At 66.9% G+C, this 25,054-nt stretch carries 26 protein-coding genes; 14 read left to right on the forward strand and 12 right to left on the reverse strand.

All coding sequences use genetic code 11. From position 1 onward, the window contains the following. Window positions 1–187: 187 nt before the first annotated feature. The 8 genes from ACGTN6_RS19770 to ACGTN6_RS19805 form a co-directional block, all read right to left on the reverse strand. Window positions 188–796 (reverse strand): Yip1 family protein, encoded by a 609-nt coding sequence (locus ACGTN6_RS19770; protein ID WP_183389445.1) that lies wholly within the window; start codon window positions 794–796, stop codon window positions 188–190. Window positions 797–1,045: 249 nt separating this feature from the next. Next, window positions 1,046–1,990, reverse strand: a complete 945-nt coding sequence (gene cyoE, locus ACGTN6_RS19775) for a heme o synthase (RefSeq protein ID WP_183389444.1) — start codon at window positions 1,988–1,990, stop codon at window positions 1,046–1,048. After that, window positions 1,948–2,277 (reverse strand): cytochrome o ubiquinol oxidase subunit IV, encoded by a 330-nt coding sequence (gene cyoD / locus ACGTN6_RS19780; RefSeq protein ID WP_183389443.1) that lies wholly within the window; start codon window positions 2,275–2,277, stop codon window positions 1,948–1,950. The genes cyoE and cyoD overlap by 43 nt, the downstream gene beginning before the upstream one ends. Window position 2,278: 1 nt before the next feature. After that, entirely contained in the window at window positions 2,279–2,893 is a 615-nt protein-coding gene (locus ACGTN6_RS19785; RefSeq protein WP_183389442.1) for a cytochrome o ubiquinol oxidase subunit III, read from the reverse strand. Beyond that, on the reverse strand, window positions 2,893–4,917 hold the full coding sequence (cyoB, locus tag ACGTN6_RS19790; protein WP_183389441.1) for a cytochrome o ubiquinol oxidase subunit I: 2,025 nt from the start codon (window positions 4,915–4,917) through the stop codon (window positions 2,893–2,895). The genes ACGTN6_RS19785 and cyoB overlap by 1 nt, the downstream gene beginning before the upstream one ends. 3 nt (window positions 4,918–4,920) lie before the next feature. Then, window positions 4,921–5,889, reverse strand: coding sequence for a ubiquinol oxidase subunit II (gene cyoA, locus ACGTN6_RS19795; RefSeq protein WP_183389440.1), 969 nt, complete (start codon window positions 5,887–5,889; stop codon window positions 4,921–4,923). Between the two features lie 317 nt (window positions 5,890–6,206). Then, a complete protein-coding gene (locus ACGTN6_RS19800; RefSeq protein WP_394594678.1) occupies window positions 6,207–6,887 on the reverse strand; it encodes a CBS domain-containing protein in 681 nt (226 codons plus the stop codon). A gap of 117 nt (window positions 6,888–7,004) precedes the next feature. Next, window positions 7,005–8,003: a LacI family DNA-binding transcriptional regulator gene (locus tag ACGTN6_RS19805; protein ID WP_246393059.1), complete on the reverse strand. Its 999-nt coding sequence runs from the start codon at window positions 8,001–8,003 to the stop codon at window positions 7,005–7,007. A 350-nt stretch (window positions 8,004–8,353) separates the two neighbouring features. Here ACGTN6_RS19805 and rbsK point away from each other — a divergent pair, with 350 nt between their 5' ends. From rbsK to tal, 4 genes are all read left to right on the forward strand, one after another. After that, window positions 8,354–9,307, forward strand: a complete 954-nt coding sequence (gene rbsK, locus ACGTN6_RS19810) for a ribokinase (RefSeq protein WP_394594680.1) — start codon at window positions 8,354–8,356, stop codon at window positions 9,305–9,307. 19 nt (window positions 9,308–9,326) lie between these two features. Next, the gene (locus ACGTN6_RS19815) at window positions 9,327–10,328 is read left to right on the forward strand and encodes a nucleoside hydrolase (RefSeq protein WP_394594682.1); all 1,002 of its coding nucleotides are present in this window, start codon (window positions 9,327–9,329) and stop codon (window positions 10,326–10,328) included. Between the two features lie 312 nt (window positions 10,329–10,640). Continuing rightward, entirely contained in the window at window positions 10,641–12,665 is a 2,025-nt protein-coding gene (gene tkt / locus ACGTN6_RS19820) for a transketolase (RefSeq protein WP_394594684.1), read from the forward strand. Beyond that, window positions 12,662–13,729, forward strand: a complete 1,068-nt coding sequence (gene tal, locus ACGTN6_RS19825) for a transaldolase (protein WP_394594686.1) — start codon at window positions 12,662–12,664, stop codon at window positions 13,727–13,729. The genes tkt and tal overlap by 4 nt, the downstream gene beginning before the upstream one ends. A gap of 148 nt (window positions 13,730–13,877) precedes the next feature. On the opposite strand, the gene ACGTN6_RS19830 is transcribed toward tal, so the two are convergent. Beyond that, window positions 13,878–14,597, reverse strand: coding sequence for a DeoR family transcriptional regulator (locus tag ACGTN6_RS19830; RefSeq protein ID WP_394594688.1), 720 nt, complete (start codon window positions 14,595–14,597; stop codon window positions 13,878–13,880). A 254-nt stretch (window positions 14,598–14,851) separates the two neighbouring features. Here ACGTN6_RS19830 and ACGTN6_RS19835 point away from each other — a divergent pair, with 254 nt between their 5' ends. The 9 genes from ACGTN6_RS19835 (at window position 14,852) to ACGTN6_RS19875 (ending at window position 22,730) form a co-directional block, all read left to right on the forward strand. Next, entirely contained in the window at window positions 14,852–15,694 is an 843-nt protein-coding gene (locus ACGTN6_RS19835; RefSeq protein ID WP_394594689.1) for an outer membrane protein OmpK, read from the forward strand. Between the two features lie 79 nt (window positions 15,695–15,773). Further along, window positions 15,774–17,042, forward strand: a complete 1,269-nt coding sequence (locus ACGTN6_RS19840) for a NupC/NupG family nucleoside CNT transporter (RefSeq protein WP_394594691.1) — start codon at window positions 15,774–15,776, stop codon at window positions 17,040–17,042. A 70-nt stretch (window positions 17,043–17,112) separates the two neighbouring features. Next, entirely contained in the window at window positions 17,113–17,889 is a 777-nt protein-coding gene (gene deoC / locus ACGTN6_RS19845) for a deoxyribose-phosphate aldolase (protein WP_183389428.1), read from the forward strand. Further along, window positions 17,889–19,217 carry a thymidine phosphorylase gene (gene deoA / locus ACGTN6_RS19850; protein WP_394594693.1) on the forward strand — a complete coding sequence of 443 codons (1,329 nt, stop codon included), beginning with the start codon at window positions 17,889–17,891 and terminating at the stop codon, window positions 19,215–19,217. Before deoC ends, deoA begins: the two co-directional genes overlap by 1 nt. Further along, the gene (locus ACGTN6_RS19855; protein ID WP_394594695.1) at window positions 19,214–20,440 is read left to right on the forward strand and encodes a phosphopentomutase; all 1,227 of its coding nucleotides are present in this window, start codon (window positions 19,214–19,216) and stop codon (window positions 20,438–20,440) included. The genes deoA and ACGTN6_RS19855 overlap by 4 nt, the downstream gene beginning before the upstream one ends. A gap of 174 nt (window positions 20,441–20,614) precedes the next feature. Then, window positions 20,615–21,349: a purine-nucleoside phosphorylase gene (gene deoD, locus ACGTN6_RS19860; protein WP_394594697.1), complete on the forward strand. Its 735-nt coding sequence runs from the start codon at window positions 20,615–20,617 to the stop codon at window positions 21,347–21,349. Further along, window positions 21,346–21,783, forward strand: a complete 438-nt coding sequence (gene cdd / locus ACGTN6_RS19865; RefSeq protein WP_394594698.1) for a cytidine deaminase — start codon at window positions 21,346–21,348, stop codon at window positions 21,781–21,783. The genes deoD and cdd overlap by 4 nt, the downstream gene beginning before the upstream one ends. Window positions 21,784–21,977: 194 nt before the next feature. Further along, window positions 21,978–22,382: a gamma-glutamylcyclotransferase family protein gene (locus ACGTN6_RS19870; RefSeq protein ID WP_394594700.1), complete on the forward strand. Its 405-nt coding sequence runs from the start codon at window positions 21,978–21,980 to the stop codon at window positions 22,380–22,382. 27 nt (window positions 22,383–22,409) lie between these two features. Next, window positions 22,410–22,730, forward strand: coding sequence for a hypothetical protein (locus ACGTN6_RS19875; RefSeq protein WP_183389422.1), 321 nt, complete (start codon window positions 22,410–22,412; stop codon window positions 22,728–22,730). Window positions 22,731–22,747: 17 nt separating this feature from the next. On the opposite strand, the gene ACGTN6_RS19880 is transcribed toward ACGTN6_RS19875, so the two are convergent. After that, window positions 22,748–23,089 carry an antibiotic biosynthesis monooxygenase family protein gene (locus ACGTN6_RS19880; RefSeq protein ID WP_394594702.1) on the reverse strand — a complete coding sequence of 114 codons (342 nt, stop codon included), beginning with the start codon at window positions 23,087–23,089 and terminating at the stop codon, window positions 22,748–22,750. 197 nt (window positions 23,090–23,286) lie between these two features. On the opposite strand from ACGTN6_RS19880, the gene ACGTN6_RS19885 reads away from it, so the two are divergent. After that, window positions 23,287–24,027 (forward strand): dienelactone hydrolase family protein, encoded by a 741-nt coding sequence (locus ACGTN6_RS19885; protein WP_394594703.1) that lies wholly within the window; start codon window positions 23,287–23,289, stop codon window positions 24,025–24,027. A 183-nt stretch (window positions 24,028–24,210) separates the two neighbouring features. Here ACGTN6_RS19885 and ACGTN6_RS19890 read toward each other — a convergent pair whose 3' ends face one another. Beyond that, window positions 24,211–24,681 carry an AAA family ATPase gene (locus ACGTN6_RS19890; protein ID WP_394594705.1) on the reverse strand — a complete coding sequence of 157 codons (471 nt, stop codon included), beginning with the start codon at window positions 24,679–24,681 and terminating at the stop codon, window positions 24,211–24,213. A 79-nt stretch (window positions 24,682–24,760) separates the two neighbouring features. Continuing rightward, window positions 24,761–24,889, reverse strand: coding sequence for a hypothetical protein (locus ACGTN6_RS19895; protein WP_394594707.1), 129 nt, complete (start codon window positions 24,887–24,889; stop codon window positions 24,761–24,763). Between the last annotated feature and the right edge of the window lie 165 nt (window positions 24,890–25,054).

A 25,054-nucleotide genomic window follows, 5' to 3' on the forward strand; every position in this document is an offset into this window, starting at 1 on the left:
GGGAAGGGGGCAGCAGATCGAGCTGCTCGCGAGACGCGCCGGTGATATAGCGTGCCATGATGAAAACTGCCCATCAGGAAACCTGATGGGCAGTGTGCCAGCCGAGGTTGTGTTTTGACACGGCCTGTCAGGGCCGCCCTTCGTGTTTCTCATGCGCGCTTGTCTTCCCGGCTTCCCGGGCGTGAAGTCAACTGCCGAACAGCGACAGGATGATGCGCTCGCCATAGCCCCACAGCAACACGGTAATAGAGAGCAGGGCCTCCAGGACCAGCACCCCGACGGCCAGCGTCGTGCTCGAGACGATGAAGCCTTCTTCGCTGCTGATGCCAAGGAAGGCCGGGATACCGAGATAGAGCAGATAGGCCGTGTAACACAGGCCGATGATCCCGGCGAGCAGGCACAGCCAGATCAGCGGATAGACCGCCACGATCCCGCTGACGAACATCGGCGTGGCCACATAGCCCGCAAACACGATGCACTGGCTCTGGCTCGGCGGCTTGGTGAAGCGCTTGGCCATGTAGCGGATCACCTTGCCCACCACGTAAACCGCCGCAAGGATCACCAGGTAGAATACGATCCCCGCGCCCAAGGCATCCAGGTAGCCGAGCTGGATCGTCGTGCCCCCACCGAGGCTCCACCCCACCTGGGTGGTGCCGATATAGGAACAGATGACCGGAATGGCCGCCAGCAGCAGCACGTGGTGCTCGTAGAGATGGGTGAGCGTCTCGCGCTCTTCCTTGATCTGCTGCCACTCGCGCTTCGGATGGGCGAGGATGCCCCAAGCATGTGTCAACATGGCACTCCCTCCTGCCGGGGACGGGCCACGATGGCCCGCCACTCGATGACTTCACCGGCAAGTATAGGCGGAGACACGCAAGGTCTCCGCCAACGGTCGTACCTTCAGAGGGTATTTACAAACCACTGCGCTCGGCCATGTGGCGTTGAAACCAGCCTCAAGATGCTCATTTACTCGCTCGTAAACTCCGCTTTTTCGGCTGATTTCGCCTTACCTGGCCGTCGCTCGTGACGTTTGTGTCTCCCCCTCTTATCCCAGGGCGGCAATCAACGGAGTGGAGGGAAGCAGGCTTGACTCCACCGACATCATCACGCTTAACGCGGTGATGGTAAGGATCGAGAAGCCGAACACGCGCTTGGCCCAACGCTCGGCGTTGGTGGTCCAGTAGCCCTGCATGGCCAGATACAGCCAGTAGACGCCCATCACCAGAGCCACCGCAAAGTAGCCCGGCCCGGCATAGCCGGCCACGCTCAACGCCAGGGAGGCGAAGACGAAGGCCACCACATAGCCCAGGATGTAGTGCTTGGCGGTACCGATGCCGCGCACCACGGGCAGGACGGGGATCTTAGCCGCCTCGTAATCCTTGAAGCGGAAGATGGCGATGGCATAGGAATGCGGCATCTGCCACAGGCAGAAGATCACCAACAGCGTCAGCGCACCGCCATCGAACTGACCGGACACCGCACAGTAGCCCACCACCGGCGGCATGGCACCGGACAGGCTACCCACCAGGGTGCCGTACTCGGAGCTACGCTTTAGCCACAGGCTGTAGGCGCCCACATAGATGGCGAAACCGAAAGCCGCCAGGCCCACGGTCACGGCGTTGGTGAACACCGCCAACAGGGCGAAGCCCGCGACCCCCAGGAGGGTCGCGAAGCGCAGCGTCTCTGCCACCGACAGCCGCCCCTGCACCAGGGGCCGGCTGAGGGTGCGCTCCATCACCGCATCGATATCGCGATCGATGACGTTGTTGTAAGCGCACCCGGAAGCGATCACCAGGGACAATCCTGCCAGCGTGGCCAGCAGCAGCCAGAGATCGATCTGGCCCTGGGCGGCCAGGAAAAAGCCGCCCAGTACCGAGATGGCGTTGCCACCGATGATCCCCGGCTTGGTCAGAGCCAGGTAGTCCCGACGCCGCGAGGAGGCTGTCATCACCCGATCATCATGTTGAGATGCAGGTTGTGCATGATCCATAGGGAACCTCCGATGACCAGGACCAGGATCGACGCGGTGAAGACGAAGGCCGTGACGTTCCAGCCCTCATCGGTCTTGGTGCTCATGTGCATGAACAGGATCAACTGCACGAGCACCTGAGCCACCGCGGTGGCCACGACGATCAGCACGGTGGCTGACGTGGCGAAGGATCCCGTCATCACCACCCCGAACGGGATGATGGTCAGCACGATGGACAGAATCAAGCCGATCACATAGGACTTGACGCTGCCGTGGCTCTGCTCGGCATGAGAGGCGTGTCCGCTCATATCACAGGACTCCCATCAGGTAGACGAAGGAGAAGACGCAGATCCAGACGATATCCAGGAAGTGCCAGAACAGGCTCAGGCACATGATCCGCGGGCGCGTCATGTCGGTCAGCCCCTTGGTCTGCACCTGGATCAGCATGACCAGAATCCAGATCAGGCCGAAGGTCACGTGCAGGCCGTGGGTGCCGACCAGGGTGAAGAAGGCCGACAGGAAAGCGCTGCGATCCGGACCGAAGCCTTCATGGATCAGGTGCTGGAACTCGTAGACCTCCATGCCAACGAAGCCCGCGCCGAGCAGGAAGGTGATCGCCAGCCAGGCCTTCACCTGGGACGCGCGGTCGGCGTTCATCGCCAGTACCGCCATCCCGTAGGTGAAGCTCGAGAACAGCAGCAGGAAGGTCTCGACCAGAACGAAGGGCAGCTCGAAGATCTCACCGGGCGTCGGACCATCGGCCGTGCCCTTGAGGAGCACGGCGAAGGTGGCGAACAGCGACCCGAAGATGATCAGGTCGCTCATCAGGTAGACCCAGAAACCGAAGAGCTTGGTGCCCGCGGTGTCGTGGTGATCGTGCTCGTGAGCATGATCCCCGTGGTTGCTCAGGGTATCAGTAGACATTACGCCTGCCCTCCTACCTGGGATGCATAGGTTGAAGACTGCGAAACGCCACGCTCGACGCGCTGACGGTGCTCGCGCTCGATGCGTTCGACTTCCGCAGCAGGCACGTAGTAGTCGACGTCTTCACGGAAGATGCGCGCCATGAACACACCAAACATGCCGAGGCCACCGACGATGGCCAGCCACCAGATGTGCCAGATCAGGGCGAAGCCGAAGACGATGGAGAGGCCACCGATGACCGGACCTTCCCAGGTGTCCTTGGGCATGTGGATGTCCTGATAAGGAGCTTCGGACAGCGGCAGCTTGCCACCGTTCTCTTCCTTCATGCGCCAGAAGTCGTCGACACCCTTGATCTCGGGCAGATGCGCGAAGTTGTAGAACTGCGCCGGAGAAGAGGTCGCCCACTCCAGGGTACGGCCGTCCCAGGGATCGCCGGTGACGTCCTGGTTCTGCTTACGGTCGCGGATACTGACGTAGAACTGGATCACGGTGCAGGCGATACCGCACATGATGATCACGGCGCCGACCCAGGCGACGAGCATCAGCGGCTGCCATTCACTGTTGGCGTAGGACTGCATGCGACGCACGGCACCGAAGAAGCTCAGCACGTACAGCGGCATGAAGGCGACGTAGAAACCGACCAGCCAGCACCAGAAGGAGCGCTTGCCCCACTTCTCGTTGAGGGTGAAGCCGAAGGCCTTCGGGAACCAGTAGGTCAGGCCCGCCAGCATGCCGAACACCACGCCACCAATGATGACGTTGTGGAAGTGAGCGATGACGAACAGGCTGTTGTGCAGCACGAAGTTGGCTGCCGGAATGGACAGCATCACCCCGGTCATGCCACCGATGGAGAAGGTGATGATGAAGCCCAGGGTCCACAGCACCGGCGAGGTGAATTCGATCCGGCCGCGGTACATGGTGAACAGCCAGTTGAAGATCTTCACCCCGGTCGGGATGGCAATGATCATCGTCATGATGCCGAAGAAGGCATTGACGTTGGCACCCGCTCCCATGGTGAAGAAGTGGTGCAGCCAGACGATGAACGACAGCACGGTAATGGCGACGGTCGCCCACACCATGGTGCCGTATCCGAACAGACGCTTGCGTGCGAAGGTCGAGATGACCTCGGAGAATACGCCGAACGCCGGCAGGATGAGAATGTAAACCTCGGGATGGCCCCAGGCCCAGATGAGGTTGACGTACATCATCATGTTGCCGCCGAAATCGTTAGTGAAGAAGTGCATCCCCAGGTAACGATCGAGCGTCAGCAGTGCGATGGTCGCAGTCAGAATCGGGAAAGAGGCAATGATAAGGACGTTCGCGCACAGCGAGGTCCAGGTGAAGATGGGCATGCGGAAGAGCTTCATGCCCTTGGTGCGCATCTTGATGATGGTGACGAAGAAGTTGATACCGGTCAGGGTCGTGCCGATACCCGATATCTGCAACGCCCATATCCAGTAATCCACCCCGACGCCGGGACTGTACTCTATGCCCGATAGTGGCGCATAGGCCAGCCAGCCGGTCTGGGCGAACTCACCCACCACCAGGGAGATGTTGACCAGCACCACGCCCGCCGCAAACAGCCAGAAGCTCAGGTTGTTCATGAACGGGAAGGCCACGTCACGCGCACCGATCTGCAGCGGCACCACCAGGTTCATCAGGCCGATGACCATGGGCATGGCGACGAAGAAGATCATGATCACGCCATGGGCGGAGAAGATCTGGTCATAGTGGTGCGGCGGCAGGAAGCCTTCGGCGCCGCCCGCTGCCAGCGCCTGCTGGCTGCGCATCATGATGGCATCGGCGAAGCCGCGAATCAGCATCACCAGCGCCACGATGAAGTACATGATGCCGAGCTTCTTGTGGTCGATGGAAGTGATCCATTCCGTCCACAGGTAGCCCCACTTCTTGAAGTAGGTCAGCGCCCCTACCAGCCCGAGCCCACCGATCGCGATGGCCGCAGCGGTCACCATGATGATCGGCTCGTGGTAGGGGATCGCCTCCAGAGTCAGTTTTCCGAACATAATTTACTCCGCTGCCTCCGCGCTCTCGGACTCGCCGTGGGCGTCTGCGGCTTCGCCGTGGCCAGCACCATGGCCATTGCCCGCGATGGCTGCCATGTACTCGGCGTGACGACCGCCAGCCTTGAAGCTCTTGATGATGCTCTCGTAGAGAGAGGGGGATACCTCGGAGAAGTACTCGACCGGGTTAGCCTCGCTAGGCGCGGCCAGGGCATAGTACTCATCGGGGTAGGTCAGGGACTCGGACGACTCGCGCACCTTCTCGACCCAGGCATCGAAGTCCTGCTGGGTGCTCACGTGAGCCTTGAAGGTCATGTCCGCGAAGCCCGCACCGCTGTAGTTGGTGGAACGACCGGCATACACGCCCGGCTCATCGGCGACCAGGTGAACGTCGTTGTCCATGCCGGCCATGGCATAGATCTGACTACCCAGACGCGGGATGAAGAAGGCGTTCATCACCGAACCGGAGGTCACTCGGAAGTGCACCGGAGTATCCTCGGGGAAAGCCAGCTCGTTGACGGTGGCGATGCCCTGCTCGGGATAGATGAACAGCCATTTCCAATCCAGCGATACGGCCTGGATCTCGATCGGCTCTTGCTGCTCTGCGGTCGGCTCGATGGGCTTGTGCGGGTCCAGGCTGTGCGAGGTATACCAGGTCAGCACCGCCAGGAAGACGATGATCACACAGGGGATGAACCAGACGATGGCCTCGATCAGATTGGAGTGGTGCCAATCCGGACGGTAGGAGGCTTCGCGGTTACTGCGGCGATAGCGCCAGGCGAAGAGCAGCGTCATCACGATCACGGGAATGACCACGATCTGCATCAGACCGAAGGACGTGAGGATCAGGGTTCGCTGTTCTTCCCCTATCTGGCCCTTGGGGTCCAGCAGCGCCGAGCTGCACCCTGCCAACACCAGGGGCAACACCGCCAGCAGCAAGACTCCGAGCTTGCGCAGGGGGGGAGTTCGATTCATGTTTCGACCTCGTCAGGCTTGGCGACAGGAAAAAATCCTGCTGACTTGTAGCAAGTAAGCTACGCAAAGACCGAGACCTGTCCTGCGCCGGTTGACCCATGACCGCAGCAAAGGCTAACCATCGTGGAAAGGGCTCGGCTCACTCATGGCCAAACCCCCGCGAACGCCTCTATGGGGCGCGCGAGAAAGGGTCCGGCCGCGGGGAACGTATTGTGTAGGAAACGCGCAAGAGAGGAAAGAGGCGATTTGCCGCATGTGTCGCACCAGCCCCGGCAGGCCGGTGTCGGAGGATAACGGGCGCCGGGAGGAGCCCGTGCTCAGTAGCCGCCCATGCCTCGCGGCATGAACCCCAGGTTGTTTTCCACCGAACGAACGCCTGCGGCGTTCTCGGCGGCGACCTGCACGGCCAGGCGCTGTTCCTGGCTATCGACCAGCCCCCAGAGCTGTACCCGGCCATCGGCAACGATGATGTTGAGACGTTCGACCATCACCCCGGTATGGCGATCCACCTCCTCGAGGATGGCGTCGCGAATCGCCCGATCGCCGCCGGTCGGTGCCGCGGAGGGCTCCGCCACCGAGAAGCCGCGCAGCAGGTTGGAGCGGCTGACGATGCCCACCAGCCGCCCGTCGCGCAGCACCGGCACTCGCTTGATCCGCCGTCGCTCCAGCAGGGCAGCGATCCGATGCAGCGGCTCGTCCTTTTCCACGGTGACGGGATTCGGCGTCATGATCTCACGGGCCAGGCGCCCGTGGGTGCGCACATAGTCCGCCGCCTGATCGCCTGCGGCAAAAAGCCGCAGCCACCACGAGCGCGGCTCTTCCTCGCCGAGGCGGCGGATCAGGTCTCCCTCGCTGACGATGCCAAGCAGGTGTTCCCGCTCGTCCACCACCGGGACCGCGCTGATGCCGTGTTCGATCAGCAGGCTGGCGATCTCGCGCACTTCGCTGTCGGGCGACACGCTGATCACATGGGGAGTCATGACATCTGCGGCACGCATGGCAAGGCCTCCGGAAAGCAGCACAAGGGCGCGCCACGTCATCGGCGCTCGCCTTCAACATAGCAAGTCCACGTCGACAAGGCTTGATCCCGAGCAAGCCGATGGTCGGCGCGTCACTCACTCATCGGGAGGTGCGACCGACTCGCGCACGATGAGTTCCGGCGCGACGTGCAACTGTTCGACGTCGCTGCGCTTGTCGGCGATGGCCTGAGTCAGCAGCCGACAGGCCTCCCGGCACAGCGTCGCGGTCTGCTGGCGCACGGTGGTCAGGGCGGGCCTCAGCAGGCGCGCGATCTCGATATCGTCGTAGCCGATCACCGACAGGTCTTCGGGCACGCGCAGCCCCTGCCGGGTCGCCTGGCTGATGGCGCCCAGCGCCGAGAAGTCATTGAAGGCAAACAGCGCGGTGGGGCGCCGGCGGCTCCTGCACAGCTGGCGCACCGCCGCCTCCCCGCTCTCGCTGTCCATGCCACCGGCATGCACCCAATCCGGCTCCAGCGACAGCCCCGCCTCGGCCAGGGCGCGCTGGAAACCGCGGAAGCGGCGTATCGACTGATGATGCTGCACGGGCCCGGCGATGCAGCCAATCGCCCGGTGGCCCTGCTCGATCAGATGGCGGGTCGCCAGATAACCGCCGAGCTCGGAATCGTCGCTGACGCTGGTCAGGCTCGGCGTGTCCGAATCCAGCATCACCACCGGGAAGCTGCATGACCCCAGCAGTTCCAGGTAGGCATCGGAGAGCACCGACTCCAGTACCAGCAGCCCGTCGATGCGCCGTCCCTTCAGCGTGCGGATGTAGCTGCGCTGCTTGTCGATGTCGCGTCCGGAATTGCACAGCATCAAGTTGAAGCCGGCCTCGTAGAGCTCCGACTCGAGCCGGGCGACCACCTCGGCGAAATAGGGGTTGGTCGAGCTGGTGACGATCATCCCCACGGTGTGCGTCACATTCTTCTTCAGCGACTGCGCCGAGGTACTGGGAGTGAAATCGAGCCGCTCGATCGCCGCCATGACGCGCTCGCGAGTATCCGCCTTGACGAAGCGCGTGCCGTTGACCACGTGGGACACGGTCGACACGGACACCCCCGCCTCCCTGGCCACATCGGTAATCGTCACCATCGCCGCTGGCCGCCCCTGCCGCGCTTGCCCGCCGCTCGTCGCCCGTTCATTGCCTCTCCTGCCTGCCGCTCGTGCCTCGACCGCCTGAGACGTCACCCGCGGCCCTCGATGACACCAGCATAACGCATTGATTCGCCGAGTAGCAGCGCTTCACGGCTCGTCCAGATCCGTCGCCGGGAATGCCCTCTACCACCCTCCTGTCAACGTCTGACACGGGGTCAGGATACCCCAAATGGGGTAAATAAAAACGTTTGCGCAAACGTTTTTCTCTGCGCTAGGGTGAACGCCATCCATCGAGCCCACGGCCCGTCTTCGGGTCGGCCTTCCATCAACAACACAGGGTGAATGCCGTGACCACCGCCCCTATCGCTCCGCCTCGGGACGGCGCCTCGACCGCACATGCCGACGCCATCGTCGTCGGCAGCCTGAACATGGACCTCGTGGTCCGCACGCCACGCCACCCCCAACCGGGCGAGACCCTGCTCGGCAAAGGCTTCGACGCCACCCCCGGCGGCAAGGGGGCCAACCAGGCCGTGGCCCTGGCGCGCCTGGGTGCCAACACGGCGATGGTCGGTCGCGTCGGCGACGATGCTTACGGCCGGGCGCTGGTGGCCAACCTCGACCGCGAAGGCATCCACCACCGAGGCGTGCTGGCACGCCCCGATACCGAGACCGGCGTGGCCATGATCCAGGTCGATGACGCCAGCCAGAACAGCATCGTGGTCATTCCCGGCAGCAACGGCGAGCTCTCCCCCTCGGACATAGCCAGCGCCGATGCCACGCTGGGCCGGGCCCGCCTGCTGGTCTGCCAGCTGGAGGTGCCGCTGGCCACGGTTCGCGAGGCGCTGGCCCGCGCCCGCCGCCATGGCGTCACTACCCTGCTCAACGCCGCGCCGGCCATGACCCTGCCGCAGGACGTTCTGGCGCTGGTCGACTGGCTGGTGGTCAACGAGAGCGAGGCCGCGGCCCTCTCCGGCCACCCCGTCGGACATCCGGACGACGCCGCCCAGGCCATCCGCCGCCTGCGCCAGTCCGGCTGCCGCCAGATCCTCGTCACCCTGGGCGCCCAGGGCGTGGTCGCGGCCGACGACAGCGGCCTGCACCACTATCCGGCACCGAAGGTCGCCGCCGTCGACACCACCGCGGCCGGCGACACCTTCGTCGGCGGCTTCGCCGCGGCGCTGCTGCGTGGCGCCAGCGTGGAGGCAGCTGTCCGCGAGGGACAGGCCGCCGCCGCCATCGCCGTCACCCGCCCCGGCGCCCAGGCGTCGATCCCCCATCGCGACGAACTCGCCGACCACTGACCCCTACAGGAGAACCACGATGGCCACCCCCGCGCCCGCCCCTACCCCCGCCAAGGTGATCTTCGACACCGACCCGGGCATCGACGACGCCATGGCGCTGCTGTTCCTGCATCGCCACCCGGGCCTCGACCTGCAGGGCATCACCACGGTGCACGGCAACGCCCGCACCGACACCACCACCCGCAACGCCCGCTACCTGGCCCAGCGCTTCGGCCTCGAGGTCCCCGTCGCCCGCGGCGCGGCCGAGCCCCTGGCGATGCCCAAGTCGGCACCGCCCACCTTCGTCCACGGCGACGACGGCCTGGGCAACGCCGGGCTCTCCTTCGAGCCGACCCTGGCGCTGGACCCGCGGCCCGCCTACCAACTGATCATCGACACCGTGCGCCGCCACCCCGGCGAGGTGACGCTGATCGCGGTCGGCCCGCTGACCAACCTGGCCCTGGCGCTCAAGGAAGACCCGGCCATCGCCGGCCTGGTCAAGGAAGTCGTGGTGATGGGCGGCGCCTTCGGCGTCGGCGGCCAGGGCGGCAACATCACGCCGGTGGCCGAGGCCAACATCCACGGCGACCCGCACGCCGCCGACCTGGTGTTCAGCGCCGACTGGCCGGTCGCCATCGTCGGCCTGGACGTTACCCACAAGGTGCTGATGCGCGACGCCGACTTCCGTCGCCTGCGCGACCAGGGCGGCGAGGACGGCGACTTCATGTGGCGGATCTCGCGCCACTACGTGGACTTCTACTCCGAGCGCGAGGCCATCGACGGCTGCTATGTCCACGACTCCAGCGCCGTGGCCTACGTGCTCGACCCGGGCCTGTTCGAGGTGCGCCGCGGCCCGGTACGCGCCGTGCGCGACGGCCTGGCCATGGGCCAGACCATCCAGCGCCCCGACGCCCAGGATTTCCCCCCCAACGCCTGGGACGGCCTGCCCTCGCAGCGGGTCTGCGTGGACGTCGACGGCGAACGCCTGATGACGCTGTTCATGGACACCTTCGTCGCCCCCGAGAAGCCAAAGGGGGAATAAGCGCTTTCGCCAGACACTCTGTGGCGAGGCCGCCGGGGACAAGGCGAAGCGAGGGTCCTTTGCCAGGGGTGAGGCGGAAGGAGAGGAACATCCAGTGGATGTTCCTCCCGCCGAACGGGTTGGCCATGGATGGCCAACCCAGGCCCTGCAAGCGGCGCAGGATGCAAGAGCGCTGCAGGGCAACGGTAGCGCCCAGGGATGGGTTCACAGCGCCCTCGCGATGGTCCGACACCTCGGGGCTTGTCGCCGGGAAAGGCCCGCTTTGCTCAGCCCACTGTCAACCACTGATCCTTCACTAGCTGGACACCGATAATGACAACGCCCGACACCGATACCCTCGCCAACGCGCTGCGCGCGCTCGCCATGGATGCCGTGCAGCAGGCCGGCTCCGGCCACCCCGGCATGCCCATGGGCATGGCCGAGATCGCCGTCGCCCTGTGGCACCGCCACCTGCGCCACAATCCGGCCAATCCCGACTGGCCCGACCGCGACCGCTTCGTGCTCAGCAATGGCCACGGCTCGATGCTGCTCTACGCCCTGCTTCACCTGACCGGCTATGATCTCTCCCGCGACGACCTGGCCGCCTTTCGCCAGCTGCACAGCCGCACCCCGGGCCACCCTGAACTCGGCTACACCCCAGGCGTCGAGACCACCACCGGCCCGCTGGGCCAGGGGCTGGCCAACGCCGTGGGGCTGGCACTCGCCGAGCGACTGCTGGCCGAGGAATTCAATCGCGACGGCCTGCCGCTGGTCGACCATCACACCTACGCCTTCGTCGGCGACGGCTGCCTGATGGAGGGCATCAGCCACGAGGCCGCCTCGCTGGCCGGCACCCTGGGGCTCGGCAAGTTGATCGTGCTCTACGACGACAACGGCATCTCCATCGACGGCGAGGTCACGGGCTGGTTCAGCGACGACACCGCAGGCCGCTTCGACGCCTACGGCTGGCAGGTGATCCCCGCCGTCGACGGCCACGACGTGGCGGCCATCGACGCCGCCATTGCCCTGGCCAAGGACGACGACCGCCCCACCCTGATCGCCTGCCGCACCCTGATCGGCAAGGGCGCACCCACCAAGCAGGGCAGCGCCGCCAGCCACGGCGCGCCGCTGGGCGACGCCGAGATCCGCGCCGCCCGCGAGGCCATGAACTGGCCCCATGCGCCCTTCGTCATCCCCGATGACGTCGCCGAGGCATGGAGTGCCCGAAAGCGCGGCGAACGCGACGAGACCGCCTGGCGCTCAATGTTCACCCGCTACGCCGAGGCCCATCCCGAGGCCGCCCGAGACTTCGAGCGCCGCCTCGCCGGCGAGCTGCCCGAGGACTTTGCCCGCCAGGCCCAGCAGCGGCTCGAGGCCGTGGCCGAGAAGGGAGAAAAGCTCGCCACGCGCAAGGCCAGCCAGCAGGCGATCCAGGCCTTCGCCGCGGGGCTCCCGGAACTGGTCGGCGGCTCCGCCGACCTGGCCGGCTCCAACCTGACGCTGTGGGACCAGGCCCGTCCGGTCGGTCGCCACGGCGGCGGCAACTACGTGCACTACGGGGTGCGCGAATTCGGCATGGCCGCGGTGATGAACGGCCTCTGCCTGCATGGCGGCCTGCGGCCCTTCGGCGGCACCTTCCTGATGTTCTCCGAATACGCCCGCAACGCCCTGCGCATGGCCGCGCTGATGAAGATCAATCCGATCTTCGTGTTCACCCACGACTCCATCGGCCTCGGCGAGGACGGCCCCACCCACCAGCCGGTGGAACAGACCGCCACCCTGCGCCTGATGCCCAACATGGACGTCTGGCGCCCCTGTGACGCCGTCGAGACCCGCGTCGCCTGGCAGGCCGCCCTCGAGCACACCGCCACGCCCACCAGCCTGGTGCTCAGCCGCCAGGCGCTGGCCGCCCAGCCCCGCGACGCCACACAGCTGGCAGAAATCCGCCGTGGCGGCTACGTGCTCGCCCGGGAGGACGGCCCGCTGGACCTGGTACTGATCGCCACCGGCTCGGAGATCCAACTGGCCGTGGAGGCCCGAACAAGGCTCGCGGACGAAGGCGTGCAGGCCCGGGTGGTGTCGCTGCCCTCGACCTTCGCCTTCGATCGCCAGGACCGCGGCTACCGCGACGCGGTGCTGCCGCCCGGGGTGCCGCGCCTCGCCGTGGAGGCCGGCGTCACCGACTACTGGCGCAAGTACGTGGGCCTCCACGGCGACGTCGTGGGGCTCGACACCTTCGGCGAGTCGGGCCCGGCCGATGCCCTGTATCGCCACTTCGGCCTCACCGCCGAGGCCGTCACCGCACGGGCCCGCCGACTGCTGGCCCCCACCCCCGCATCCCAGGAGGTATCCGCATGAGTCGTCTGAGTCGCATCGCCGAATTCGGCCAGCAGGTCTGGCTGGACAACCTCTCGCGCCGGCTGCTCGACAGCGGTCGGCTGGCACGCTGGCTGGAGGAAGACGCCATCGCCGGGGTCACCTCCAACCCGGCGATCTTCCACAAGGCCATCGCCGAGGATCCGCTCTACCGCGACGACCTGGCGCGCCTGCGCGACCGGGAGCCCGACCCCGAGCGCCGCTTCGAGGCGCTGGTGCTGCCCGACATCCGCGCGACCTGCGACCTGCTGCGCCCGCGCTTCGACGCCAGCGGCGGCGAGGCGGGCTTCGTCAGCTTCGAGGTCTCGCCGCGCCTGGCCCAGGATCCGGACGCCACGCTGGCCGCCGCCAAGCGCCTGTGGGCGGCCATCGACCGGCCCAACGCCATGATCAAGATCCCGGCCACCCGGGCCTGCCTGCCGGCGATCCGCAACGCCATCGCCGCCGGGCTCAACGTCAACGTGACCCTGATGTTCTCGCCGCGCCATCTCGACGACGTCTTCGCGGCCTACTGCGACGGCCTGGCCGCCCGCCACGCCGCCGGCCAGCCGGTGGACCACATCCGCGCGGTGGCGAGCTTCTTCCTCAGCCGGGTGGACACCCTGGTCGACGGCGAGCTGCCGGAGTCCGCCGCCCACCTGCGCGGGCATATCGCCGTGGCCTCGGCCAAGGCCGCCTACGCGCGCTGGCAAGAGACCTTCGGCGGCGAGGCCTTCGCCGAGCTGCACGCGGCCGGTGCCAAGCCCCAGCGCTGCCTGTGGGCCAGCACCGGCACCAAGAACCCGGCCTACTCCGACGTCATGTACGTGGAGGAGCTGATCGGCCCCGACACCGTCAACACCGTGCCCGACGCCACCCTGGCGGCCTTCGCCGACCACGGCGAGGCGGCCGAGACGCTGACCCAAGGCCTGGCGACAGCCCGTGAGCGGCTCGCCGAGCTGGCCGCCCTGGGCATCGACCTGGACGAGATCGGCGAGCGCCTGCAACGCGAGGGCCTCGCCGCCTTCGACCAGGCCTACGACGCCCTGCTGCGCCTGGTCGACTGAGGCCACGCCCGGCCAACACCTCCGACATCCACGCTCGAGACAACGACAATACGAGGCGCCCATGTCGCATTCACCATCGCATTCCCCACGCCCCGCCTCCCGGGCGGGAAGCGGGGCCCACCGCCGTGCGCCGCACGGGCCCGTCGCTTCACTCGGCGGCGGGCTCCTCGGTGATCACCTCATCGATGTCCTCGAGTCCGGCGAAGCGCGCCGGGCGCACCAGCCCCTGCTTGCTGGCATCGACCACCAGTATCCGGCGCTGGGCGGTGGCGATGGCAGCCTGCTTGGGCGCCACCTCGTGGAAATGAAAGCAGCTAAGCCCCTGGCGCGGGTGCACGCCGGCCGCCGACAGGAAGGCCTTGTTGAGGCCGAAGGAGCGGATCGTCTCGGCCATGTCGTCGCTGGAGAAGGAGCGCGACGAATCATGGTAGACCCCGCCCAGCAGCCACAGCCGCACGCCCGGCCTGGCGCTCACCGCCTCGGCCACGTTGAGGGCATAGGTGACCACCGTCAGCGACAGGTCCTCCGGCAGGCTCATCGCCAGCGGCATCAAGGTGGTGCCGCAGTCGATGAACAAGGTGTCGCCCTCCTCCAGGGTCGCCAGCGCCCGCTCGCACAGCCGGCGCTTGGCCTCGGCGTGGCGGTCGCGCTGCACGGCCAGGTCGTAAGCCGTGCCATGGCGGGGGTCGTCGCCGCGCATCAGGTAGCCGCCGATCAACACCAGCTGATCGTCGGCGGCCGCCAGGTCGCGGCGAATGGTCATCGCCGAGACCTCGCACAGCGCCGCCGCCTCACTCAGCCGCAGGCTGCCGCCCTCATCCAGGGCTTCTCGCAGGCGCGCCAGCCGCGCCGCACTTCGCTCATTCACTCCACTACCTCTCGCCTCTCGGGACGGCGCTCGGCGAGCCCCCGATCCCGTTGCGTTGACGCAACCCCGATCTCGGGGTTGCGACGCGAAATGTGATTAAAATAACATAGACGTGTTACTCTAATAACATACACGTCGCTCACCCGCTCATCGCCCCGGTCAGACCGGGTTCACGTTCCGATGTCGACGTGATCGTCCGTCCCCTTGCATCCCCGGCGCATCACACGACAACAACACCAAAGGAAGCCGATTCCATGCCGAACCACATGACGACGCCCCGTGCCCTCGTTCCCCTCGCCGGCCTGCTGCTGGGCGCCGCCGCGCTGCCCGCCGCGGCCGACGAGAACGCCGGCGACGCCGCCTCGCCCTTCACCCCGCTGTGGTCATTCGCCAACGCCTCGGTCAACTACCTCGACTGGTCCGACGGCACCGAACAGCGCACCGCCAGCAACGCCGCCAAGGGCGATTTCTTCTACCTCGAGCTCGAGGGCGGCGTGGGCTTCGACTGGGGCGAGTTCTACGGTTTCTACGACTTCGAGAACCCCCACAACGATACCCTCGAGGACGACACCCGCGACAATCGCCGCAGCGCCGCCAAGGTCACCTCGCATATCTATCTCGGCGAGTCACCCTTCTCGCTGTACTTCCACGTCTACGACTTCCGCGACTACGGCTTCGACAGCGAGGAGCAGGACCGCATCGCCGGCCTGGGCTTCCGCCATACCTTCGCCAACGGCCTGTGGTTCAAGCCGTTCATCGGCAAGGCCTGGGTCGAAAGCGGCGAAGGCGGCTACGACGGCGAGAACGGCTACATGGCCGGCTGGGTGCTGGGCTACGATTTCCAGGCCTTCGGTCAGAACCTCAGCGTCACCAACTGGCACGAGCAGACCTTCGATCGCAACGACGACTACCTGGCCCAGAACTACGTCAACGGCCCGGCCGGCGAGGTCGGCACCAACGGCGCCGTGGCCCTGTGGTGGCACCCGGTCGACGCCATCACCACCGGCCTGCAGTATCGCTACTCGCACAACAAGCTGGGTACCGCCGACGACTATCAGAATGCGATGATCTACACCCTGAAGTACAACTTCCTGTGACGTAGCGCCTCATCGTGAGCCATCGCCGGCCCCGGGGCGTGTCGCACACGCCTCTGCCGCCAACTACAAGGACATCCCCATGACCTTGATCATGAGCCTGGTCGGGATGGTGACACTGGTCGCCATCGCCCTGATCTTTTCCAGCAACCGCCGCGCCATCCGCCTGCGCACCGTGGGCGGCGCCTTCGCCATCCAGGCCGGCATCGGCGCCTTCGTGCTCTACGTGCCCGCAGGCCAGGCGGTGCTCGCCACCGTCTCCGACGCCGTCAGCCAGGTAGTGCTCTACGCCAACGACGGCATCGGCTTCCTGTTCGGCGGCCTGGCCGACGTCGAGTCCACCGGCTTCGTGTTCGCCATCAAGGTGCTGCCGGTGATCATCTTCTTCTCCTCGCTGACCGCGGTGCTCTATTACATCGGCGTCATGCAGTGGATCATCCGCATCCTTGGTGGCGCCCTGCAGAAGGCGCTCGGCACCTCGCGCACCGAGTCGCTGTCGGCCACCGCCAACATCTTCGTCGGCCAGACCGAGGCGCCGCTGGTGGTGCGCCCCTTCATCGCCCGGATGACCCAGTCGCAGCTGTTCGCGGTGATGTGCGGCGGCCTGGCCTCGGTGGCAGGCTCGGTGCTGGCTGGCTATGCGGCGCTGGGCATTCCCATGGAGTACCTGGTGGCCGCCTCCTTCATGGCCGCCCCCGGCGGGCTGCTGTTCGCCAAGCTGCTGATGCCCGAGACCGAGACGCCCGAGGACAGCGTCTCCGCCGCCGAGGAACGCCTCGAGGAAGAGGAAGACCACCCCACCAACGTGCTCGACGCCGCCGCCGCCGGGGCCAGCTCCGGCCTGATGCTGGCCGCCAACGTCGGCGCCATGCTGCTGGCCTTCATCGGCCTGATCGCCCTGGTCAACGGCATCCTCGGCGGCGTCGGCGGCTGGTTCGGCATGGAATCGCTGAGCCTGGAGATGATCCTGGGCTGGCTGTTCGCGCCGCTGGCCTTCCTGCTCGGCGTGCCCTGGCAGGAAGCCACCCTGGCCGGCTCGTTCATCGGCCAGAAGCTGGTGGTCAACGAGTTCGTGGCCTATATCAATCTGGCGCCCTACCTCGACGGCGAGCAGGTGGTGGCGGCCACCGGCAAGGCCCTGTCCGAGCACTCCGCGGCGATCCTGTCGTTCGCGCTGTGCGGCTTCGCCAACCTGTCGTCGATCGCCATCCTGCTCGGCGGCCTGGGCAGCATCGCCCCCAGCCGGCGCCACGATATCGCCCGATTCGGCATCAAGGCGGTGCTGGCGGGTACCCTTTCCAACCTGATGTCCGCTACCCTGGCCGGCTTCTTCATCGCCCTCGGGGCATGAACCGGCGACGCCGCGGCCCCGGCCGCGGCGTCACGCTTCTCTTCAGGACTCTTTGCTACAGGACAACGTCATGACCGATCTGCAACGCGCCGCCCGCCAGGCCCTGTCGCTGATGGACCTTACCAGCCTCAACGACGACGACACCGATGCCACCATCGAGGCGCTGTGCCAGCGGGCCAAGACGCCGATGGGCACCCCGGCGGCCATCTGCGTCTACCCGCAGTTCATCGTCCCGGCACGCCGGGCGCTGACCGCCCACCGCCTGAACGACAGCGTGAAGATCGCCACCGTCACCAACTTCCCCGACGGCGGCGACGACGTCATGCGCGCCGCCCGGGCGACCCGCGAGGCGGTGGCCTCCGGCGCCGACGAGGTCGACGTGGTCTTCCCCTATCGCGCGCTGATGGCCGGCGACGAAGCCGTGGGCCAGGAGCTGGTCGAGATGTGCAAGGCCGCCTGCGGCGATGCCAGCCTCAAGGTGATCCTAGAGACCGGCGAGCTGAAGGACCCGGCGCTGATCCGCCGCGCCGCCGAGCTGGCCGTGGAGGGCGGCGCCGACTTCCTCAAGACCTCCACCGGCAAGGTCGCCGTCAACGCCACCCTGGAGGCCGCCGAGATCCTGCTCGAAGTGATCCGCGACAGCGGCCGCGACGTCGGCTTCAAGGCCGCCGGCGGCGTGCGCACCACCGAGGACGCCCAGGCCTACCTGCAGCTCGCCGAACGCCTCATGGGCGCCAACTGGCTGACCCCGGCGCACTTCCGCTTCGGCGCCTCGGGCCTGCTCGACGACCTGCTGCTCACCCTGGGCGCCTTCGAGGGCAACGCCGGCCCCGAGGACGGCTACTGATGCTTCCCCAGGAGGCTATCCGCGCCAAGCGCGACGGGCAGCCCTTGCCCGTCGCGACGATCCGCGAGCTGGTGCAGGGCATCACCGACGGTAGCCTGTCCGACGCCCAGGTCGGCGCCCTGGCCATGGCCATCTATCTGCAGGGCATGGACACCGCCGAGACGGTGGCGCTGACCGAGGCCACCCGCGACTCCGGCGAGGTGCTCGACTGGGCCGGGCTCGACCTGCCCGGCCCGGTGCTCGACAAGCACTCCACCGGCGGCGTGGGCGACCTGGTCTCGCTGGTGCTGGGCCCCTGGGTGGCCGCCTGCGGCGGCCATGTGCCGATGATCTCGGGGCGCGGCCTCGGCCACACCGGCGGCACCCTCGACAAGCTCGAGGCGATCCCCGGCTATTCGGTCACGCCGGACACCGCCACCTTCCGCCGCCTGGTCAAGGACGTCGGGGTGGCGATCATCGGCCAGACCGGCAGCCTGGCCCCGGCGGACAAGCGCCTCTACGGGGTGCGCGACGTCACCGCCACCGTGGAGTCGCTGCCGCTGATCGTCGCCTCGATCCTCGGCAAGAAGCTGGCCTGCGGCCTCGACGCCCTGGTGATGGACGTCAAGGTCGGCAGCGGCGCCTTTATGCCCACCCCCGAGGCCTCCCGGGAGCTGGCCGAGAGCATTGCCGAGGTGGCGAGTCAGGCCGGCACCCCGACCACGGCCCTGCTCACCGACATGAGCCAGCCGCTGGCGCCCTGCGCCGGCAACGCCGTGGAGGTGCGCGAGGCACTGGCGGTGCTGACCGGCAAGCGCCGAGGCGGCCGCCTGCTCGAGGTGACCCGCAGCCTGGCCGCGGAGATGCTGTTGGCCGGTGGCCTGGCCGCCGACCGCGACGCGGCCCTGAGCCGGCTCGACGAGCGGCTGGCCTCCGGCGCGGCCGCCGAGCGCTTCGCGCGCATGGTGGCCGGCCTCGGCGGCCCCGCCGACCTGCTCGAGCGCCCCGGCCACTACCTGCCCGAGGCTCCGGTGTCGCGCCAGGTGCGCGCCCCGCGCGACGGCTACCTGGGCGCCTTCGACACCCGGGCGCTGGGCATGGCGGTGGTCGAGCTGGGCGGCGGACGCCGCGCCCCCACTGATGCCATCGACCCGGCGGTGGGCCTGAGCGAGATCGCCGCGCTGGGCACCCGCCTGGCCGCCGGCGAGCCGCTGGCCCGCATTCATGCCAGAAGCGAATCCGACGCCGAGCGCGCCGAGCGCCAGCTGCTCGCCGCCCTGGAACTCGGCGAGACGCCGCCGGCCGAACCTACACTGATACAAGACACCATCCGTCGGGAGGCCCCATGACACGCGCTATCGTGCTCGTCCTCGACTCCTTCGGCATCGGCGCCACGCCCGACGCCGCGGCCTTCGGCGACGCCGGGGCCGATACCCTGGGCCATATCGCCGAGGCCTGCGCGACGTCCTCCGAACGTGGCCCCTTGCAACTGCCGAACCTCGGCCGGCTGGGCCTTCTCCACGCCCACCACGAGAGCACCGGTGCCTGGGCCGCGGGCGTCGAGCCGCCGGCGACCGTCACCGGCGCCTACGGCCACGCCCGGGAGATCTCCTCCGGCAAGGACACCCCGTCCGGCCACTGGGAGATCGCCGGGGTGCCGGTGCGCTTCGAGTGGGGCTACTTCCTGGAGCGCGAGCACAGCTTTCCGACCGAGCTGCTCCAGGCGCTGATCCGCGAGGCCGAACTGCCCGGCGTGCTGGGCGACTGCCACGCCTCCGGCACCGAGATCATCGCCCGGCTCGGCGAGGAGCATGTGCGCACCGGCAAGCCCATCGTCTACACCTCGGCGGACTCGGTGTTCCAGATCGCCGCCCACGAGGAGAGCTTCGGCCTGGCGCGCCTCTACGAGGTGTGCGAGATCGCCCGGCGCCTGCTCGAGCCCTACAACATCGGCCGGGTGATCGCACGGCCCTTTGCCGGTGAAAAGGCGGCCGGCGACGGCGCCGCGAGCTTCACCCGCACCGCCGGGCGGCGCGACTACAGCGTCGAGCCACCCGCCCCCACCGTGCTCCAGAAGCTCCATGACGACGGCGGCCAGGTGGTGGCGATCGGCAAGATCGCCGACATCTACGCCCACTGCGGCATCTCGCAGACCATCAAGGCCAGCGGCCACGACGCCCTGTTCGACGCCACCCTGGCGGCACTCGACGAGGCCGGCGACCGCTCGCTGATCATGACCAACTTCGTCGACTTCGACATGGTCTACGGCCACCGGCGCGACGTGGCCGGCTACGCCGCCGCCCTGGAGGCCTTCGACGCCCGCCTGCCCGAGCTGCTGGACAAGCTCGAGGACGACGACCTGCTGATCCTCACCGCCGACCACGGCTGCGACCCGACCTGGACCGGCACCGACCACACCCGGGAGCACATCCCGGTGCTGGCCAGCGGCGCCGGCCTGGCGCCCGGCTCGCTGGGCGCGCGGGCCAGCTTCGCCGACATCGGCCAGAGCCTGGCCCGCCACCTCGGCCTGGCGCCCATGGACGACGGCGAGAGCTTCCTGCCGGCCCGCTAGGCGCTGCCAGAAAAGTGTCTGCGCTCGGTTATACGGCGTTAAAAATCAGCTCAAAGTCCTCATTTACAGCTCGTAAACTCCGGCTTCTCGCTGATTTTTGCCTTGTCTAACCTTCGCTCGCCGACTTTTCAGACAACGCCAACTTTCCGGCTCACTAGACCAAGGAGACCCAACATGGCCACACCGCATATCAAGGCCGAGCGCGGCGACTTCGCCGACACCGTGCTGATGCCCGGCGACCCGCTGCGCGCCAGGTACATCGCCGAGACCTTCCTCGAGGACGCCCGCTGCGTCAACGAGGTGCGCAACATGTACGGCTACACCGGCACCTACAAGGGCCGCGAGATTTCGGTGATGGGCCATGGCATGGGCATCCCCTCGGTGTCGATCTACGCCAAGGAGCTGATCACCGACTACGACGTGAAGAGCCTGATCCGCGTCGGCTCCTGCGGCGCGGTGCGCGACGACGTGGCGGTGCGCGACGTGGTGATCGGCCAGGGTGCCTGCACCGACTCCGGCGTCAATCGCACCCGCTTCCTGGGCAACGACTTCGCCGCCATCGCCGACTTCGAACTGACCCGCCACGCGGTGGACGCCGCCGCGGCCCAGGGCGTATCGGTCAAGGTCGGCAACATCTTCTCGGCGGACCTGTTCTACGACCCGCGCCCCGAGATGGTCGAGCTGCTGCGCCGCTACGGCATCGTCGGCGTGGAGATGGAAGCCGCCGGCCTCTACGGCGTGGCCGCCGAGTTCGGCGCCCGGGCCGCCACTATCTGCACGGTTTCCGACCACATCGTCAAGGGCGACTCGCTGTCCAGCGACCAGCGCGCCACCACCTTCGACGAGATGATGACCATCGCCCTGGACAGCGTGCTGCGCGACGACGCGGCCCGAGGAGCCGGCGCATGAGCGAGGCCATCGATCGGAACGGCGTGCAGCCCGATATCGTCGAGGCGCTGATCGCGGTGCGCGACCGCGCCTATGCGCCCTACTCGAACCACCCGGTGGGCGCGCTGATCGTCAGCGAGAGCGGCACCCGCTACGCCGGCGCCAACGTCGAGGTGGCCCACTACAAGGGGCTGTGCGCCGAGGCCTCGGCGATCGCCGCCATGGCCAGCGCCGGCGAGCGCGAGCTGCGCGAGGTCTACGTGATCGGTCCCGGCGAGCACCTGTGCACACCCTGCGGCGACTGCCGCCAGCGCATCCGCGAGTTCGCGAGCCCCGCTACGCTGATCCGCGTCGTCGACGCCCAGGGCACGCTGCTGCGCCGCTACACCATGGACGAGCTGCTGCCCGACTCCTTCGGACCCGAGAACCTCGGCCGCGACTCGGCGATGGAGTAAGACCGCAACGCAGGGCAGGCGCGGTACGCGGCCTGACCCGGTTTGCGTGGGAGGTTTGCGTGGGAGCGCAGCTCTGCTGCGCGAATGGCGCCGTCAGGCGCCCTCAAAGCCCCCAATCACCTGCCCCCTTCACTGCCGGGCGCCAGGCGCTCTGGTAGACTGGCGTCCGCCACGCCGCCCGAGAGGACAGCCCCATGCACAGCCCCGCCCTCGCCATCCAGCGCACGCCCCTGGTCGCCGTCTACGGCACCCTGAAGCGCGGCCTGCGCAACCACCACTGGCTGGACGGCGCCGCGTTCGTGGGCGCGGACGTGCTCACCGACGTAACGCTCTTCGACCTCGGCCCCTACCCCGGCGCCCGGCTCGCCCCCTCGCGCGGCGTCGAAGTCGAGGTGTTCAGCGTCGACGCCAAAGGGCTCGAGGACCTCGACGTGCTTGAGGACTACCGCGCCCGCCGGCCGGCCAGCGGCACCTACGACCGCGTCGTGCATGCCACCGCCTTCGGCCCGGCCTGGCTGTATCTCTACAACCTCGAGGTCGCGGGCTGCCCCGCGATCCGCGAGGGCGGCTGGCAGCCCCGCCCGTCATCCGCTATCTGACCCACGCTTTCGACGAGGAACCCTTCGATGGGACGTGTTCTCTTACTGATCGTCATCGCCGGCCTCGCCTACGGCGGGCTCTATGTCAGCTACGGCATGGCACTGGAGAACGACGTCGTCCAGGCGCTGGCTGACAGCGGCCTCGGCGTCGTGGAAGTGGACGACATCGGCTACGGCCCGCTGGCGCCGCTGGGCACCGAGGCCGAGATCACCGCCGACGTGCGCTATCAGGGCGCCTCGGCCACCGTCGACCTGAGCCTCCACGGCCACCCGCTGTTCTCGGAGGAAACCCGCCTCGAGTTCGGCGGCCTTCAGGCACTGCGGCTGATCATCGGAGGCGGGCAGTGACCCACTATTCATGATCCTTAAGGCGTGCCGTCTTTCCCCGCACGCCGGTCGATCAGATCGATCTCGGGCTCCAGAGGAATGGGCGGCAACCGCTCCATGATGGCCTCCGCCATGAGTGCGGCAGCATCACGGTCCGGGGACTCGGACCTCTGCTGTGACGACGCCCAGGCTTGGCGATTCGGCCACTTCGCATAGGCCACCCACCAGCCATCATCGGCCCGATGAAGACGCGAGCCCAGGCCGCCTCGCTGTTCGCGAATGGCTTGTGTCATGCGACGCCATCCTTCCTTGAAGGTATCCTCCATCCTCGGCTTCACCTTGAAGCGGTACAGCACGTAAAACGCCGCTTGCTCTGTCATCACCATCTCCCGTTCAAGACCGTGGACGATGCCGGGATCGCCGCCTCGCTCACCGCCCGGCCCCGGCAAGCATCGCCAAAGCGGCTTTAGGATCATTCCTTCGTTATGGTAGAGAGTGCCACACCCAGAAGCGCATCATATCTACGCCGGGCAGAGCCGCTCTGCCACGCCAATCCTATCGTTATTCAGGAGCCCCCATGTCCCGCGCCATCGATATTCCCGCCGCCGACGGCACCATCGACGCCCATATCGTCACGCCGGCGAACGCCGACGGCCCGCTGCCGGCCGTGGTGCTGTTCACCGATATCGGCGGCCTGCGCCCCTGCTATCACGAGAAGGCCCAGCGGATCGCCGACAACGGCTACGCCGTGTTGATGCCCAACGTCTACTACCGCGATGCCGCCGGCGAGATCGTGCCCGAGGGCAAGTCCTTCCGCGATCCCGACGTGCGCCCGACGCTGGTCGAGTATGCCGGCCACCTCACCCCCGAGGCGCAATCCCGCGACTTCACCGCCCTGCTGGACTGCCTCGACCGAGAAGCGGAGTTCGCAAACGGCAAGGTCGGCGTGGTCGGCTACTGCATGACCTCGGCCTTCGCGCTGCGCATGGCGGCCGAACACCCCGAGCGCGTGGCTGCCGCGGCCGGCTTCCACTCCGCCAACCTGGCCAAGGCCGACGACGCCGAAAGCCCGGTGAACGTGGTCGACGCCATCCAAGCCCGCGTCTACTTCGGCCATGCCGACAAGGACGAGCTGCTACCGCCCGAGCAGATCGCCCGCATGGACGAGGCACTCGCCGCCGCCGGCGTGCACTTCGCCACCGAGCTCTACAAGGGCGCGGCCCACGGCTTCACCGCCAAGGACGCCCCCTCCTACGACGCGGCCGCCGACGACTTGCACCACAAGCGGCTCGCCATGCTGCTGGAAGAGACGCTGTAAGGCTTCACACACTGCCTTCCGTCAGCGGCCCATGACGTTGGGGCCGCTGATGGAGCAGTTGCTGGATTCACTCCTGATTGATGGCTAACACCAAAGGTCAATTGCCGACCGAGGCGCGGCAGCGGATTGGGCGGTCATCTGAAGCGGTAAGTCAGGCCGTTTTGCCTTAAAACTTCTAATTGCTCAGACACTGACATAGCCCCTTTCTAGCGTTATGACGCGACATGAGCGATTTTCCAGCCATGCACGATGCCTGGCGAGACTTCGTCCCGGCGCCGTACCTTGGTCATACTGTGCCGCCCATTCCAGGAAGTCAGGGTCCGCAGCGCCAAAAAGATAAATCTCTCTTTCCCGCAACCTCTGCAAGCGGATATGCGCTTCCACATAAAGAAAGATCACCACGTCAAAAGCATTCTCAATTTCCTCGCCCCATTGCATCACTGACCCTGAGACGACTGCGTCTGGATAGCTTTCCAGACTCGCGATCATCAGCCTCCGCCTTTCCTCTACAGGCCTTTTCGTCGTGAAAGGCGGATCAGTTTCCAGCCAATAGACGTCATCGGCCTCCAGGAAGGAGGCATTCAGCTCCTTGGCGAGCGCCTTGCCGAGTGTGCTGGTTCCGGAGCCTGCTGCGCCGGTAACAAGAATGTGCATCGTAGGGATCTGCCCCCTGGCTGATACGCCGATTTGGAGATACGAAGCGGCGAAAAATCGGTCGCGATGCCACCGATTGTTAAATAACTTTTCGAGCAACGACAGAGTAAGTGTGCCAGTGCTTTTTCCGCCCGACTAAAGTCGAGCCTTCAGAATTGTGTTCATAAACATCGACGACTTCATAGCCACCACCAAACAGTTCTTCCATGGAATCACGTGTATGAATGGTCAGGTCACAGCGCCCCAGTGAAGTGACCCCCTCCATAGCTGCACAGGCTATAGTGCAGCCATCAGGAGGACAGGATGAGCGACGACAACCCGATCAAGCGATGGACCGCCAAGCGCAAGGCCGCCGTGGTCATGGACATCTTCA

The organism is Halomonas sp. B23F22_20, assembly GCF_043496985.1.
Classification (GTDB): domain Bacteria; phylum Pseudomonadota; class Gammaproteobacteria; order Pseudomonadales; family Halomonadaceae; genus Halomonas.